General features: G+C 47.7%; 16 protein-coding genes. 5 read left to right on the forward strand and 11 right to left on the reverse strand.

The features are described from left to right. Positions 1–17: 17 nt before the first annotated feature. Both EXU85_RS25600 and trxA read left to right on the forward strand, forming a co-directional pair. The gene (locus EXU85_RS25600) at positions 18–1,325 is read left to right on the forward strand and encodes a bifunctional 3,4-dihydroxy-2-butanone-4-phosphate synthase/GTP cyclohydrolase II (protein WP_142776833.1); all 1,308 of its coding nucleotides are present in this window, start codon (positions 18–20) and stop codon (positions 1,323–1,325) included. Positions 1,326–1,414: 89 nt separating this feature from the next. After that, positions 1,415–1,720, forward strand: coding sequence for a thioredoxin (gene trxA / locus EXU85_RS25605; RefSeq protein ID WP_142774812.1), 306 nt, complete (start codon positions 1,415–1,417; stop codon positions 1,718–1,720). Between the two features lie 76 nt (positions 1,721–1,796). Here the strand turns inward: trxA and EXU85_RS25610 are convergent, their stop codons facing one another. The 3 genes from EXU85_RS25610 to EXU85_RS25620 all read right to left on the reverse strand — a co-directional run bounded on the left by EXU85_RS25610 (position 1,797) and on the right by EXU85_RS25620 (position 4,682). Then, a complete protein-coding gene (locus tag EXU85_RS25610; protein WP_142774813.1) occupies positions 1,797–2,267 on the reverse strand; it encodes a hypothetical protein in 471 nt (156 codons plus the stop codon). Positions 2,268–2,398: 131 nt separating this feature from the next. Continuing rightward, positions 2,399–3,676 carry an AGE family epimerase/isomerase gene (locus EXU85_RS25615; protein ID WP_142774814.1) on the reverse strand — a complete coding sequence of 426 codons (1,278 nt, stop codon included), beginning with the start codon at positions 3,674–3,676 and terminating at the stop codon, positions 2,399–2,401. Continuing rightward, positions 3,669–4,682 carry a bifunctional heptose 7-phosphate kinase/heptose 1-phosphate adenyltransferase gene (locus tag EXU85_RS25620; RefSeq protein ID WP_142774815.1) on the reverse strand — a complete coding sequence of 338 codons (1,014 nt, stop codon included), beginning with the start codon at positions 4,680–4,682 and terminating at the stop codon, positions 3,669–3,671. The genes EXU85_RS25615 and EXU85_RS25620 overlap by 8 nt, the downstream gene beginning before the upstream one ends. A 210-nt stretch (positions 4,683–4,892) precedes the next feature. Here EXU85_RS25620 and EXU85_RS25625 point away from each other — a divergent pair, with 210 nt between their 5' ends. Continuing rightward, positions 4,893–5,933: a methyltransferase gene (locus tag EXU85_RS25625; protein ID WP_142774816.1), complete on the forward strand. Its 1,041-nt coding sequence runs from the start codon at positions 4,893–4,895 to the stop codon at positions 5,931–5,933. A 26-nt stretch (positions 5,934–5,959) separates the two neighbouring features. Here EXU85_RS25625 and EXU85_RS25630 read toward each other — a convergent pair whose 3' ends face one another. The 3 genes from EXU85_RS25630 to EXU85_RS25640 form a co-directional block, all read right to left on the reverse strand. Further along, a complete protein-coding gene (locus EXU85_RS25630) occupies positions 5,960–6,646 on the reverse strand; it encodes a CAP domain-containing protein (protein ID WP_142774817.1) in 687 nt (228 codons plus the stop codon). Positions 6,647–7,202: 556 nt separating this feature from the next. Then, positions 7,203–7,562 (reverse strand): DUF5958 family protein, encoded by a 360-nt coding sequence (locus EXU85_RS25635; protein WP_142774818.1) that lies wholly within the window; start codon positions 7,560–7,562, stop codon positions 7,203–7,205. A gap of 65 nt (positions 7,563–7,627) precedes the next feature. Then, positions 7,628–9,427 (reverse strand): thiamine pyrophosphate-dependent enzyme, encoded by a 1,800-nt coding sequence (locus EXU85_RS25640; RefSeq protein ID WP_142774819.1) that lies wholly within the window; start codon positions 9,425–9,427, stop codon positions 7,628–7,630. 229 nt (positions 9,428–9,656) lie between these two features. Between EXU85_RS25640 and EXU85_RS25645 the strand changes: the two genes are divergently transcribed. Then, entirely contained in the window at positions 9,657–10,115 is a 459-nt protein-coding gene (locus EXU85_RS25645) for a hypothetical protein (RefSeq protein ID WP_142774820.1), read from the forward strand. A gap of 133 nt (positions 10,116–10,248) precedes the next feature. On the opposite strand, the gene EXU85_RS25650 is transcribed toward EXU85_RS25645, so the two are convergent. The 4 genes from EXU85_RS25650 to EXU85_RS25665 form a co-directional block, all read right to left on the reverse strand. Continuing rightward, the gene (locus tag EXU85_RS25650) at positions 10,249–10,437 is read right to left on the reverse strand and encodes a hypothetical protein (protein WP_142774821.1); all 189 of its coding nucleotides are present in this window, start codon (positions 10,435–10,437) and stop codon (positions 10,249–10,251) included. A 123-nt stretch (positions 10,438–10,560) separates the two neighbouring features. Beyond that, the gene (locus tag EXU85_RS25655; protein WP_142774822.1) at positions 10,561–11,004 is read right to left on the reverse strand and encodes a cold-shock protein; all 444 of its coding nucleotides are present in this window, start codon (positions 11,002–11,004) and stop codon (positions 10,561–10,563) included. 277 nt (positions 11,005–11,281) lie between these two features. Further along, positions 11,282–11,887, reverse strand: a complete 606-nt coding sequence (locus EXU85_RS25660) for a DUF1684 domain-containing protein (protein ID WP_142774823.1) — start codon at positions 11,885–11,887, stop codon at positions 11,282–11,284. A 48-nt stretch (positions 11,888–11,935) separates the two neighbouring features. Then, on the reverse strand, positions 11,936–13,513 hold the full coding sequence (locus tag EXU85_RS25665; RefSeq protein ID WP_246859245.1) for a M20/M25/M40 family metallo-hydrolase: 1,578 nt from the start codon (positions 13,511–13,513) through the stop codon (positions 11,936–11,938). A 139-nt stretch (positions 13,514–13,652) separates the two neighbouring features. Here EXU85_RS25665 and EXU85_RS25670 point away from each other — a divergent pair, with 139 nt between their 5' ends. Further along, a complete protein-coding gene (locus EXU85_RS25670; protein WP_142774824.1) occupies positions 13,653–15,296 on the forward strand; it encodes an amidohydrolase family protein in 1,644 nt (547 codons plus the stop codon). A gap of 11 nt (positions 15,297–15,307) precedes the next feature. Here the strand turns inward: EXU85_RS25670 and EXU85_RS25675 are convergent, their stop codons facing one another. Beyond that, a complete protein-coding gene (locus EXU85_RS25675) occupies positions 15,308–15,616 on the reverse strand; it encodes a hypothetical protein (protein WP_142774825.1) in 309 nt (102 codons plus the stop codon). Positions 15,617–16,106 lie beyond the last annotated feature (490 nt).

Below are 16,106 nucleotides of genomic sequence, written 5' to 3' on the forward strand. Positions count from 1 at the left end.
CGCATAGACCAAAAAAGATGAGCAATAATAGTACCAACTCTGAAGGCACTGGCCAACAGCCAATTGCCGGTAACGAGTTAAACCAGGCCGACATAGTACCTATCCGGCTGGACCGCATTGAGGAAGCTATTGCCGATATCAAAGCGGGCAAAATTGTGATCGTAGTCGATGATGAAGACCGCGAAAATGAGGGAGATATGATCTGTGCGGCCGAAATGGTTACGCCTGAAATGGTCAATTTCATGGTGCGCGAAGCCCGTGGACTCATGTGTGTTCCGCTAACGGTCGAACGCTGCGAGGAACTAGGTTTAGACATGATGGTCACCAGCAATACATCGGTTCATACCACGCCCTTTACGGTGTCGGTTGATTTATTGGGTCGTGGCTGTACCACAGGGATATCAGCTTCAGACCGGTCAAAAACGATTCAGGCGCTGGTCGACCCCACCACTGTACCAGATGACCTGGGACGCCCTGGTCATATTTTCCCACTTCGGGCGGTAGAGGGTGGCGTTATTCGTCGGGCGGGCCACACCGAAGCGGCCGTCGATCTGGCGAAAATGGCGGGTCTGTCACCCGCGGGTGTGCTAATCGAAGTGCTGAACGAAGATGGTACCATGGCCCGATTACCTCAATTGCGGGTGATGGCCGACCGCTTCGGGATGAAGCTCGTTAGTATTCAGGATATGATCGAGTACCGTCTCCGCACCGAAACGCTGATCCACCGGGAAATTGGTGTGGATATGCCCACTGCCTGGGGGCATTTCGACCTGATTGCCTACAAGCAAAGTAACACGGGCGATACGCACTTAGCGCTCATAAAAGGCAGTTGGGAGCCCAATGAACCTGTATTGGTTCGTGTGCACTCTTCCTGCGTTACGGGCGACATTTTCGGCTCCTGCCGGTGCGATTGTGGCGCACAGCTACATGCTGCTATGGAGATGGTGGAAGCCGAGGGCAAGGGTATAATTGTGTATATGTTTCAGGAAGGGCGAGGCATTGGGTTGATGAACAAACTGAAAGCCTATAAACTTCAGGAAATGGGCCGTGATACCGTCGAAGCGAACCTGGACCTGGGTTTGCCTATGGATGCCCGCGACTATGGTATTGGCGCGCAAATCCTACGGGATCTCGGTATTCGTAAACTACGGCTTATCTCAAACAACCCGAAAAAGCGAGCTGGTTTAATGGGTTATGGTCTGGAAATCATCGACACGGTACCCATCGAAATTAAGTCTAATCCTCATAATGTACGTTACCTGCAAACAAAGCGCGATAAGATGGGTCATACAATCATGAATGAGCCCGTCAACGAAGAACAATAAAAGTAGTTTCATGTTTGTAGTTCGAGGTTTGACGTTGTAATGAACTCCAAACCTCAACCTACAAATGTCGGACTTCAAACAACATTTCTATGAACAAGCAATCATTCAAAGACCTCATTCAGGGCGATAAGCCGGTTCTGGTCGATTTTTACGCCGATTGGTGTGGTCCCTGTAAACAACAGGCTCCTATCCTGAAACAACTTACCGAACGCGCTGGCGACAAAGTCCGGGTCATTAAAATTGATGTGGATAAAGCGCAGGCAGCCGCTCAGCAATATCAGATTCGGAGCATTCCAACGATGATTATGTTTAAAGACGGCAAGATTGTCTGGCGTCAATCAGGCGTTCAGCCACTGCATACGCTGGAAGGACTGGTGAAGCAGTTTGGTGCCTAACAGGCTAAACACTATTGAATAAACAAAAACGGGCTGGATGAGGAATCCAGCCCGTTTTTGTTTACTTCCACACGCCTTATTTCTTCGCAAAGTTCTGGAGATTCGTAAGCGCAATCACGTTGATTATCTTCCATTGTCCGTTCAGCTTCTCCACTACCCGGGTTTCTTTCGACGTGGTTTTCCCGTGGCTATCTACTAAGGTCTGATCGTAGCTAACAAACGCCATATTACCATTCTGGTGAATCGTGTAATTGGCGTTCTGAACCATAACTTTATCCGTTACTTTGGAGCTTTTAAACTGACTGGCAAATTGTTTTTCCAGATCGCTCCAGCCTTTTATGAGCCTGAAATCTCCGCCATATAAGTTAGCGGCAAAGTTGACATAAGGGGTATGCGCCCAGGCATTTGACCACCTCGTTTTATCTCGTGTAAAAAAACCTTCGGTCTCATTAAGCAGCACGCGCTTAATGGCATCGTTGTCGGCCTGAGCCAGACCACGCAGAACGGTACTCAGCAAAAGGGCAATTACCAAAAGTGAGGTTTTCATGACCGTAAAAGGGTTGATTTAACGGTCAAGTTATTGAAGTAAATTAAAATATACAACTATAATTTTGCACTTTTTCTACATAATAATAAGCTCAATCCGTTTAAGCAATCAACTGGAATAAGAGTACATTTTTAATCGCTTTTTATAGTTATCAGTTTATCCAGCCGCCGAATCGATTGCACTACCGAACGAACGGTATGGTAGTTGATTTTCCAGGAATGGCTCATGTGCGTCCAGATGGGAACACCCTGCCGGGTCATAAGCGGCCACCACTCTCCTACTTTATGGTTAACCATTTTGTCCAGTACGAATCGGTGAACGTTTGCGTAGGCATTCCAATATTTTTCATCGCCAAGAATCCGATAGGCATCTAAAAAACCAATCAGCACCTCAGCCTGCTGCCAGAATTCTTTTTCGCGATCGTATACGTCACCACTATGCGATCCTTCTACGAAAACGCCCCCATGCTCCCAGTCTACCCCGTAGTCAACGGCGTGTGAGAAGGATTTTAACAGTTGATCGTGATAAGTATCATAAGGGAGTTGAAGTATATCGAGGGCGTGAATCAGCAACCAGGCAAACTCACCATTATGGCCATAGCTGGTGTTATCTTCAGCCTCCCGCTTAATGCCATCTTCCGTAAACCGATCCCAGCCCCAAATGACATCGAACTTGATTTGAGGAGCCACCCGCCAGTCGGCCCAGAACTGTGGCACACCTGTACCATAGGTTGGGTGCATGATTTTCGTAACCAGAAGTTCAATAACTTCCAGCAGTTTACGACGATGAATAGGCTCCTGTGTGCATTCATATAGGGTTGTAAAAGCCTCCATTAAGTGCATATGGGCATCGAGCGTTTTACGGTCACCTCCGGCAGCGCCCGGCCCTTTCAGCGTCCAGTCACGGTGAAACATCTCGAAATAGCCACCGTGGCAGGTATCCACTACATATTTCTGCAACAGATCGAACACCTTCCGTGCATAATCTATACCACGCGTATCGCCCGTTGCCAGTGTATATTCGCTCAGGGAATAGATGGCAAAACTTTGACCGTACACGATTTTCTGATCGTTCAGCACCTCACCTTTGCGGTTCGTCATCCAGTAAAAGCCGCCGTGTTCCTGATCCCACATGTTAGTCAACAGATAGTCGACGCCGTGACGGGCCATATCAGCCAGTTCGCCAGTACCAAAACCGGCCCGATGAGCTGACGAATAGGTATAAATAGAACGGGTTTGCGCAATGAGCGATTTCTCATCTTCGCCTGAATCGTTCCCGTACTGATCAAAGTGAGTGATAAAGCCGCCGTTTGCGCGGTCGACGGCCCGTTGCGTCCAGAAAGGCAATAACTCATTGGTCAGGTGATCATGTAACTCCTGACGATACTGTTGTAAGGTTTCGTTAGTCATGAGAATGGTAGGTGTTATTCAGGGCAAGGATTTCGGCCAGGCTGGCTGTACCGGTTTGATTTAATTTCTGAACCGTAACGGCAGCCGCAAGATTAGCGATCGCCAGGGCCTGCTCGGGTGAAGCACCAGCACCTATGCAGGCCGCCCAGGTTGCCACAACGGTGTCGCCTGCGCCAACGGTATCGAGTTCCCCTTGTAGTGGCAGTCCTGCAACTAACTGTGCGCCGGCATCATCCAGGTACAAAATCCCATTGTGACCGCGTGTAATCAGCAAGGGGCCACCGCTTTGTTCGCGAAAGGTATTGCCCTGTTGGATACACCAGTCCAGATCAGGGTGTTCGGGCGCTTCGATGCCCAGAAATTTGGCGAGTTCGGCTGTGTTTACTTTTAGCGTAGCCTGTTGTACCAACTTTCCGACATCACGCATATCGACCAAAAACTGAACATTGGGATAGCGGGCAATTAAGTCATTAAGGATAGTAGCCCGATTGGTAGCGAGTAACGGATTAGCAAACTGCTGGTTAATGATCACTACATCGAGCGTAGTTAAGGCTTGCTCCAGGCTCATGATCAGATCTATAAAAACGGCATCATCCAGCGTATTGGCAATACCGAAATCGATCCGGTTAGCCTCCTGGCCGTTTAGATTCGGTTTGGTGTACAGGCAAGTATCCCAATTCTGGTCGAGTACCCGTAAATGCTGCGTCTGCACACCCAGCGAACGGAATAAATGTTGCATCTCCCGCCCGAATAAATCATTGCCTACACAGCCAATCACCTGAATATCCGAGACGCCCAGAGCGACCAGATTCTGAACGACATTACCCGCAGCACCTAGTGATGCACTGGGTTGGCTGCCCCAAAATACCTCCAGCGCTGTTTCAAGAGATAGTTCGCCAGTTTGGGTTTGTAGCGTAAAATAAAGGTCAATGGCAAAGTCGCCGATAACGCCCACCTTCAGGGAAGCAAAGCGCTGGAAAACTGTTTGAATAGCTGTGCTTGTCATTAAATCGTGTTAGGGTTCTTTACTATGACACAAAACCCATTACTATGGGCTAGCTACTCACTACTTTTTTTCTAAAAGAGCATTAACTAAAGGAGACAGGACATACACCACGTCTCTGAAGACGTGGTGTATGTCCTGTCTCCTTTAGTTAATGAGCTCTATCTTTGAAGTCCAATTTTGTCGCTCATCTTTTAGTTTACGATATCCGTTATGACCCAACCCGACCTCGCTCCAATTACACGCCACTTGCGAGCAATGTTTGGCTCCCGATTGTTACTGGCAGCCGTTCATCATCTGCATGTATTTGAGGAATTAAGTAGTGCCCCCCTATCCCCACTTGACTTACGCAATCGTTTACAGGTAGGCGAACGTCCGGCAATGGTATTATTTCCGACTTTGTGCGCTATGGAACTACTCGAGCAGGACGAATTGGGACGGATAGGCATCACCGAATTAGGTCGCTATCTGGTACAAACCCAAACGCCTAATTTAACGGGCTACACGGGTTTAGAAAAGGACGATCCAGGCGTACTCGAAATGGCTATCCGACTTAAAAACGATGGCCCGCTTCAGGCACCAGACGGTATTTCATTTGTGAAGGAAGGCGAAGAACCCTCCCCTATGGACGACCCTGAGTTGTCTCGAAAATTTACCCTTGGCCTGGCCGGACGCGCCCGTCATCTTTCGCCCATTGTAGCCATGAACCTGACCAAACGAGAAGGGCATTTACTGGATGTTGCAGGAGGCACCGGCTTTTACACCTACGAATGGCTGCTGATTAACCCCGACTCCACGGCAACTATACTGGATCGTCCGGCGGTATTGACCGTAGCGACTGAACTACTGGATGAATTCAGCCAAAGTGGTCGGCCGGGGGCAGATACGGTGAAAGATCGGGTAACGTTTCTATCGGGCGACATGCTAACCGATGCGCTTCCCCAAGCGGATATTTTACTGGCAGCCAGTCTTTTTCACGACTGGCCAACACCCACCTGCCAGCTGCTTGCCCATCGCTTTGCCGCAGCCCTGCGCCCCGGTGGCGAATTATGGGTACACGACGCTTTTCTGAATGATGGCTTAGATGGCCCACTAGCTGTTACCGATTATTCGGCCCAGTTGTTCTGGAATACCAAAGGCCGTTGTTACAGCCGCGCCGAATACCGAAGCTGGTTTTCGGCGGCTGGCCTTAAGCCGACTGCCGAAAATATTCCGACGCAGATGGATTATGGACTGATCTGGGCAAAAAAATAGGCTGATCGGTAGAGAAGGGAATACGTCTAATGATCAGCCTGAGCGAATAAACGTTTTGTCCCAAAATTCTGCACCAACCGCCCAAATGGCGCTTTTCGCTCCCTGAACGGATTGGTCGACAGGCGGCCTGCACAACCGACATGCGTGAACAAAGGGTTAAGTAAGTTAGCCCGGTGATGGGGTGAATTGAGCCATTGCGTTACCGCATATCGAGCGTAACCAGCATAGGTGTGCGGTTGAAAAATCTGGCGGGTTTGAGAATCCAGGTACTCGTATTGATGCGTTCGTTTATTCAAACGGACGCAGAACCACTCAGGTGTATCTATCGTTTGGTATTGGCCAATATTTTCGGCAATTCGCCAAAACTGCTTTGTTTGATTGTCAATGCGTTTCATGGGCGTCAACTCACTCAGGCTATGAAAATTCTCATGGCCGTAATAGTTGTAGGCTATCATTGATTGAGCGTGTTTTTGGGCGGCCTGATACAAAGCCAAATCATACTGTAGCAAAGTTAAACCTGCCTGCCGACGGGCTTCATTCGTAGCCTGAAACAGGGCAATATCCAATAAGAGTGTATCGGGCTTTTCCAGGTCTATAGTTTGCTGGCTTATAGACTGAGCAAAAAAAGTCTGATCACTCAAGAGGTAACCCTCCGGCAGGTTATTTATAGTAAACACCCACTGGCACACATGAAACACCATCCACCAGTTCATAGGCTGGATTTTTATACTGAGCAAGCGTATACTAAGCTGTTTTTCAGCACGAAAAGGCCTCAGTAGGCTGATTTTACTCGTAGTTTTTAAGCTAGATTATGCGGCTGATTCTTACATAATCCAAGCGATCAAGAAGGTAAAAAACGACATTAGTGAGGCCTTAAAAAAGTCCGGTATTGTACGTTTCCTGCATATGCCGCTCAACCACAGCCATCACTAATCGATTTGCCTGATCAGAATTTAATCCATACTGTTTGGCTAGTCCTTTGTTAACTGAATTTTGCAGTACCCATATTGCATTCTCTTGCTTATGTACGGCAATAGGCTTCGTTATTATCTCGTCATAGGTAAGGAAATCAAAGTGAGTCTGGGTTTCAGAAATGGGTTCTGGTTCTGATGATTTTGCCTGTGTTCCTGTTATTCGCTTATACCACAGCTTTGTAAGGGTGACAAATTCGCATCGAAAGCTGGGGTTATTGTATATATCATCGACTAGCGCATGATGTCTCGCTAGTATAGTCTGTACGATGTCAGGCTTCGAGAAATCCGAATACCACTATTCGCCTGGGTTTTCCTTTTCCAGCGCGTAGCTCCGTTGGTAAGCTACCTTAAATACGTAGAGTAGCAATTCAGCTATTTTTTCAGGCTCACCATCAGGCAGGAATACCAGACGTGGCCTGAATCGGCGAGCTTTCAGCGAAATGCAAGGCGTATCTGTAGGATTTAACGAGCTATCAACTATCGCCTGTTCAATATCAGCATCAACGGGATTCAATAGCTGTATCAGCGAATAAAGCTCATACAACCATATCTTTTTTGCGTGCTCATCCAGTTGGTTAAAGCGCTCAAGACTATCACTAACGGAATAGACGCCATGCCCGAATTGATAGATCGTTATTTCTTCTTCTAAGCTCATAGCTATTGATATATAATCTCCTAACGATCAACCTACTACATTAGAAAGAATAAGCATTTGATTACTTACCCTCTACCGGGCAAAATATCCAGCAAACTGCGTCCTTTAGTAGCAATGGCCTCGTGAAACTGATTGCTGATCACGTTTTTGATAATTTCACTCCGATCACGCTCCCCACGAACAAGGGCTTTGGCAAATTCGATAGCTTGTTCAGTTGTGATTTTTCCTGGCATAGGCGGCTCATTCTGGTCAACAATGGCATCTACTACAACAGGGCCATCATGGGTCATCGCTTCCCGAATAACTACTTCGGCCTGTTTGGGATCGTCGATCGTGAAACCCTTTGCTCCACAGGCGTTGGCATAGGCGGCAAAATCAATGGGTTGTAAATCGACCGCAAATTCGGGGTTGCCCTCCATCACGATCTGTTCCCATTTGATCTGGCCAAACGAATTGTTGTGGAAAATGAACACCTTAATGGGTAGTTTGTATTTTACCGCTGTAGCCAACTCGCCCATGAGCATGGTGAAGCCACCATCGCCCACTAAAGCGACAACCTGCTTACCAGGATGAGCCACTGACGCAGCAATGGCATAGGGTAAGCCCGAAGCCATTGTAGCTAATAGCCCCGAGGTTGAAAATTTCATATCTCCCCGTATCTGAATATGTCGGGCGGCCCAGGTCGTGTTATTGCCACAGTCGCAGGTAACGATAGCATCGTCATTCAGGAGTGGACTAAGCGTATGCGGAATCACCTGTGGTTTCATTGGAATCGTATCCTGGGTGCCCCGTTCGGTCATCAATTCGTTCCAGTAGGTCATTCGCTGTTGCGCTTTCTCCAGAAAACTGCGGTCTTTTTTACGATGAATTAATGGCAGTAAGGCCTGTAACACAGCTTTACTATCGCCCATCAGCCCGACTTCAACGGGAGTTCGGAGGCCAATATGGGATGGGTCAAGATCAATCTGAACCGTTCGGGCCTGGCCTGCTTTAGGGTAAAATTCGAGGTATGGAAACCGCGTTCCAATCATGATCAATGTATCGCATTCCTGCATTGCATCCTGCGAAGGAGCCGTTCCCAGCAATCCCAGACCGCCCGTGGTGTATGGATCATTATCGGGTACAACACCTTTGCCCAGCAAGGCTTTGATAATTGGACCACCTACAGCATCGGCCAGGGCGAGTACTTCGTCACGGGCACCTAGGCAACCCCGACCAGCAAAAATTGCCACCTTTTCTCCCGCATTAATCAGATCGGCCGCTCGCTGTAACTGGTTCGCATCGGGAACAACTGTCTGACTAACCTGAGTCGCGCTACTATGGTTAGGAACGTTGGTCGACGAGCGGGTATCATCACGTATTGTCCAGTCCTGATAATCTTTCGGGAATGAAATGTGTGTTACCGTACGCTGACCCAGCGCCGTGCGAATAGCCTGATCCAATACGTTAACGACGTGGTCTGGCCCCATAACCCGCTCGTTATAAACGGCCACATCGGCAAATACTTTGACCAGATCAACATCCTGTTGAAAAAACGTTCCGCTAATATCATGGGCGGTATGCCCGGTGATCGCCAGTACGGGCTGAGCATCATATTTGGCATCGTACAGGCCGTTGAGCAAGTGAATTCCCCCGCAACCTGATGTGGCTATGCAAACTCCGAGTTTACCCGTGAATTTGGCATAACCGCAGGCCATAAAGGCAGCCGCTTCCTCATGTCGCACCTGAATAAGCTTAATCTTGTCTTGTCGGTTTCGCAGTGATTCATAGATGCCATTGATACCATCGCCGGGAAGACTGAATACCGTATCGACACCCCATTCCAACAACCGTTCGACCAGTAGGTCGGCTCCTGTCTTTGCCATACTAGTTGATAATAGAAACGTACACTGATTCTGTACGGTTAACCACCAACTATTCTCTCGTGTTTGGAAGCCTCCCGGAGATTAATGAATCTTAATGACAAGCCAAGAATGAGTCAGTCTATGGACAGTTGATAACCCAGATGCATACTAAGTAAAATTTACTAAGTAGTTCACGCAACTTCAACCAGGGTTACGTCGTATTGTACAAAAATCTAAACGCGCTTTTCCTATGAAACTTCTTGTGCTTCTACTAGTGGGATTGGTTACTACGACATTTTCCTGCAAAAAATCCGACGACGTGGCTCCTGCTACGACAACCGCGACTACAATCGATGTAAAATCGGTGATGCCAACCGGCAATTGGTCTGTTAGTTTATTCCAACAACGAACAGAAGATAAGTCGTCTAACTTCAAAGACATTACGTTCGTATTCTCGGCGGATGGGTCTGTGACTGCCACTCAGGGAAACAAATCGACCAAAGGGTCCTGGATTTATTCACCTGCTGTAACCTACTATGGAGGAAATGGGCTTTCCTCGTTAACGCTCAACTTGGGAACATCGAAGCCATTCGATCTGCTAAATCGAACCTGGAACGTAAATACGGAATCGACTACGTCAAGCCTTAAGCTCGACAACAAGGAACCGCTTGAAGATGAGCACCTTATTTTTCAAAATAGCAAACAGTAATACTAACCCATAAGAATAAACAATGGCTCTTTGGTAAGTAACTATCTTACAGCCACTTACCAAAGAGCCATTTAACTAAAAAGCCTGGCTGAGAGGCCAGGCTATAGTAGTATACGTAGTTATTCCTTAGTGATTACCGATACTCCTTTTTCCGTTTGATTGATGTCCGTGCAGCGACTTCGGCTTGAAATTTAATCTTTAGCTGTCGGTCAAGATCTCTATCCCGTGGCACATAAATACTGGTTTTACCATCCGAGGACTTCAACATCCAGTATACATTATCGGTGGTGGGGGGAATGGAGGTGTAAATCGGCTTACTCATAATATAGGAGATAAGGATGAGCCGGGTGTCCGAGTGGCACCTGGTCTATAAAGATAACCCTATTTATCCCCAATTAGTGTCAATTGTGAAAATATGGTTTATAAACCGAGTTGTCGATTCCGTTTATACAGCCTTTTTCACCTCAACGGCATTGAGCCCTTTGGGTGTTCTGGTCACTTCAAACGTTACCTTATCACTTTCACCAACGGCATCTATAAGGCCATTCATGTGCACAAAAATGCTCTCCTGACTCTGTAAATCCCGTATAAAGCCGTATCCTTTCGACGCATTGAAGAAGCTAACAATACCCTGCCTGACGCTGTCCTGCGGGGCCATTGCTTCCTGTTTTGATACGCCGATCTGAACATCTTCCTGATCGATCGTTCTCTTTTTTCTTGGGTCTGGTGGCGTCGAGGTTATGTTCCCGTTTTCGTCCACATAGGCCAACATCTCATTAAGCCCTTGCCCTTTCTGGGCGCTCGCTTTCCGTTCTTCTCGCTTTTCTTCCTTGTCTTTTCTCTTTTTTTGTCTTGCTTTTTCTTTTTCTTTTTTACTAAATGTCTCCATTCCTTATCGGTATTAAGTGAGATCAGCCTGCGTGTGTTCGTCAGGATGTATTATTAGAGAGGTGGGTTACTTCGACGGCACTCCGCCCATCTATGAGGGTTTAGATACCCCACTAATTAGTCAACCCGATATTTGCCGAATAAGTTGTTTCTTTGAAATAATATTCACAAATCGGCAGAAAGCGGCAACAATGAAGGGTTGTTTAGCTGCCTGTATTCCCTAATCCAACCCGGAATTATCTGGCTTTCAGCACCTTTCGGTGTGCGAAATGCGCCCATCAATGCGCTTTTCCATAGTTCTTTTCGCCAGCAGTAACGGGGACTGATAGCAGGTTCTGTGTAGGGGGAATTGGGCAGGGATAACCCTCCTGATAGGCGCAGTAGGGGTTATAAGCCTTGTTAAAGTCGATGGTCAGGTGGCCGTTCTGAATATCGCCGGTTCGAAAGTCGATGTACCGGCCGCCCCCATACGTTTCCATACCCGATGTGGCATCCTTGAACGGTAGAAACAGATAATCGCGGTATTCGGGCATGCGGATCACATTCAAGTTCCGATAGAGGGTCAATGTCTGGGGCTTACCATTGAGCACAAACGACAGGATGGCATAGGACACATGCGGCCTGGTTTGCCCATTGTAGGTAGGCATCTCAAACGGCTCAGCCTTGGGCGTTAATTGCACCGTAGCCGTTACCTGATAGGTGGAGTCGGGAGCGTAAAACTGGATATACGCCAAATCCTCCTGCGCTTTTAATGGACCACCCGCCGATACCAGTAAATCCTTTTTATAGGTTTCGCGGTGTTTGGCGAGCTGTTCAGCAAAAGGCGCCTGGGCCAGAGCAGCCGTTGTCAGTAAGGTTGTGAACAAAAGGAGCAGGAGCCTCATAATTTTATAGTTTTTGTAATTCCGAAAGGTAGGAATCACAAAAATACGTCATGGTAAGGGCGTCGTCAGAATAGCCAGACAGGTTTTTATTCCCGTCCGTAAATTCCCCAACCGCAGGTTTTCGTTCGGGCTGTGCTGATTGTTATCCATGTTCACTAACGGCACAATGACCGCCGGAACTTTCAACGCCTGAATGAACGGAACCACGGGTACGGTGCCTCCCATAATTCGGATGATGACAGGGTCTTTACCAAAGCTGCTCGTAACCGCTTTCCGCAGCCAGCTACCCATCGGTTCGTTGATATTGGTACGGAAAGCAGGCGTTCCAGCATTACCTTCGAAGAACACGATTTGGCTATACTTCAGCCGTTCTTCGGACGTTGGCACGTGATCCAGTACGGTGAAGCCCTGTTTTTCAATGTGTTTACGAACCAGCTCAACCATCCGTTTGCCATCCGTTTCGGGCACCAGCCGAATATCGAAACTGGCTACGGCTTCTTCCGGAATAATGGTACCAGACCCTTTCCCCACCACGGCAGCCTTCATACCCCGAATGTTCAGCGATGGATACTGAAGCGACTCCTGATAGTTAGCACCCACTTTCTCTTCGTCGGCAATCAGCAAGGTTTTGTTGATGTCCTGTTTATTATCGGGCACGGCGGCCATGATTTTTTTGGTGGCATCGTCAAACGTAATCCCATCGTAGAAACCCGGGATCAGCACCCGCCCCTGCTCATCTTTCATGGACGTAATCAACCGGGCCAGTCGAAAGGCCGGATTGGGTGAGTAATTACCAAAATGGCCGCTATGCTGCTGCGTGATGGCCCCATAGGTTGTCATGGTGAAACCAGCATTGCCCCGGCACCCAAAGGTCAGGGTCGGGATATTGGACGAATGCATGGGGCCATCCATGACAATCATGTAATCGGCCTTCAATTTCTCTTTGTAGGAATCCAGCGCGCTTTTTAAGCCTGCCGAACCTTTTTCCTCCTCCGTATCGATAATAATCTTGATGTTAAAAGGTGGAGTCTGTCTCTCGGCCTGCGCAATGTCGAGGGCATTCAACATCATAATGATCGGCCCTTTATCGTCTGAGGTAGAGCGACCAAACAGTCGCCATTCATCGTTGACAACCGTTTTCGGCAGATCCCCCCCCAATTCTTTATAGTCACCGGTGCTCGTTTTTTCTTTGAATACCGTCACCCACGGATCTTTCTGATTCCATTCGGTAGCCCGTACGGGTTGGCCATCTAAATGAAAATAGAACAGAACCGTTTGTGTTGCCTTCGGGATGGATTTCTCCGCTAAAAACAGCGGCAAATGCGTGGTCTTGAGTACGGTTGTCTGAAAGCCTCGTTTCGCGAACGCTTTTTCGGTCCAGGCAATATTTTTGTTAATATCCTCCGCATTGACCGCATCATTTGGGAGCGACACATAATCGCTGAGTTCATCGAGAGCAGGCCATAGCTGTTTCTCAACCAGCGCGTCCATTTTAGTAACGCTCAGTTTTTGGGCCGAAACACCCAGTGATAACTGAAGGCAGGCTAACCCAAAAACAAGTCGTATAAAAAGTCTATTGAGCCGGTGTGTTTCTGTCTGCAACGGATTGATTTTTCTGGTAGCCATGGTAAGATGTAGTGTCAGTTCGCTCTATAGCTAAATACGGCAACCCAGCCGACAATACCAATTAATCTACCTCTAATACCTATTTACACAATATAAAATAGTAGATTATCCACAAAAAGAAAAACACTACTCAACTTCTATGTACTCATCGTCTGGCCGCCCCTTATGCATCATGGGGAATGTAGTTGATTCTCAGGGACGTGAATCCGTTAAAACGATTCTTGTTCAAAACGGTCAAATCAAGACGATTCAGCATGGCAAAGTACCACTCTCACTTCCGGATTTGATTCTACTGGAACTGGCTGATGATGAAGTTATTTTTCCGGGTCTGATCAATTTACATGTCCATTCAGAGTACAATATTTTCCCACTCTGGCAAAGCCCAGCGGTCTGGAGCAACCGGTATCAATGGCGAAACAATGAGCAATACCTTCGGGAAATAAAAAGCTTTAAAGACTACATTGAATCGCGTTGGGTAAACGATTATCTGGGCTTTGTGCAGCCCATAGTCCAGTCGCTTACGAAGGAAAAGGCAGAACCGGCAACGGCTGTTTCGATGGCCTCGGCCATCAGCGAAATCCAGAAAATGTACGGCGTTGTTACTGAATTACAGGCCGTAGCGGGCGGCACTACGCTCCTTCAGCAAACCATTAAGTTAGAAAATAACGGCAGCCTGCCGAGCTTCATCGTTCGGAATACCGGCGCTCCTCAGGAACTAGGGCTTCCGGTTACGAAAAAGGTATTTTCCGTGGTCGATTTTGTCAGGCCAGGCCCGAATTTCGATCCGTCCGGCAGCCCCTTACAGGCCAATGATGATACCTCTGGCTGGCCCATGATGCGCCACCCGAGTTTCGATGATTTTCTGCAATCCGTTCAAAACGGCAATAACCGATTTTATGCATCCATCGCACATATTGCCGAAGGACGATCAGGCTATCTTCAACGTGGAAAACCCGATGGATTCAGCCGGCGGGAGTTTACTGAGTTTCGGAAAGCGCTCGCGCAACTCCATAATCCTGAGTTCCTGAAAACGGCTCATCTGACCTTAACCCATGCCTGTGGCTTAGATTATTCCGACCCGACCACCCTCGATTTCCTGCGCGACAATCACATCAGCATCGTTTGGTCGCCGGTATCCAATCTGATTCTCTATCGCGATACAATCCCCATAAAAACGCTGCTCGATCACGGCATTAACGTGTGCCTGGGCTCCGACTGGGCACCCAGCGGTAGTAAGCATGTTTGGGATGAACTGAAGTTTGCCCGACATTTCTGCGATGCGGTATCCCTCGATATCAGTAATGCACAACTATTGGCCATGGTTACCCGAAATCCAGCCGAAGCGCTGGGCCAGGCAAAAGCCGGAGCCATTGAAACAGGCTACAACGCCGACTTCTTCATTTTACGCAAGCAATCGGCCCGGCAACCCGCGTTAGATGCATTGCTAACAGAGGATGACCATTCGGTACGGTCTACCATTGTGAATGGCCGGATTATCTACGGCGACGAAAATCTGTTTGTGGATACGTTAGCTGTCGATTACCAGCGCATTCCAGCCACGGAAGGCACTGCGGCTGCCCAAAAAGTAGTAAGTATCAACTCAGCCCTGAACATTGATCTAATGAAGTCCCTCACTCAGGTCGATTCGCTGATGCACCGTTTCGCTACGGAGACCTTGCAGTTACCGCAACTCCGGCGCACCCGCCTACTCTCCTCCGACGACCATTTCTACCAGGTACGAATCAAACTTGTGAAGACGTATTTAGCGGATTTGCTGAAATGAGTTCAATCTTGCTATGGGTTATACACTTTCCGTAAACTATCTGCATAAGCCTCCGTATGCGTTTTAGCCAGCAATTCGTAGCCCTGATCAATTAACTCCTGATAGGTAAGCTCTTCGTTCTTCACCCCATGCTTGGTATTTTCGGCAACTGCCTGAGCGCATAACTCATGGTTGATGGAATCGTTTTTAGGTTTCGATCCCACCCGAATGTCGTACCACATGGTTGTGCTATTGTATTTTTTGTCCAGCGGCTGCTGACCGCACCCAATCAGGCTCAAGACAAGCAGGGGCATTACCAATACTTGGGTAAGTTTCTTCATGATGGCAAGTTACGATATAAGGAAACCCAGTGGTAATCGGCGTCTAAGTCCATGAGGTAAACAAAAGCCCTTAACGAACCTACTGAATAAGTCCAGCAAGGGCCAAATCATACACTTGTAGCTTCTTATTGAGCAGGCCGTTTTTTCTGCTCCGCAGGCGATACGATCAAATCGAAATTGCATACTAAAAAGATAGTGTTTTAAAGCAAAATAATCTTTGGTGGCTCAATAATTGTGAAAACGCTGGACGAAAGAGTATTTCTTCTGCAACTAACAATAAAAGGCAATTCTTGCAAAGTCACCCTTTGTGAAATAAAAAGCCCCGAACTAGCGAGGCTGTAAATGTTAACAATTCTTGGCTATCCAGTCAGTAAAATCCCGCTTAAGAACACCCATCGAACGTAGATTAGAGAAGATATGATTGATTGGTATTTCCTTTTTCGAACCCCAGAATATAATCGATCTGGTACAATTTGGACAACGCCATTTT

It is taken from the genome of Spirosoma sp. KCTC 42546, assembly GCF_006965485.1.
In the GTDB taxonomy this organism is placed as follows: Bacteria; Bacteroidota; Bacteroidia; order Cytophagales; family Spirosomataceae; genus Spirosoma.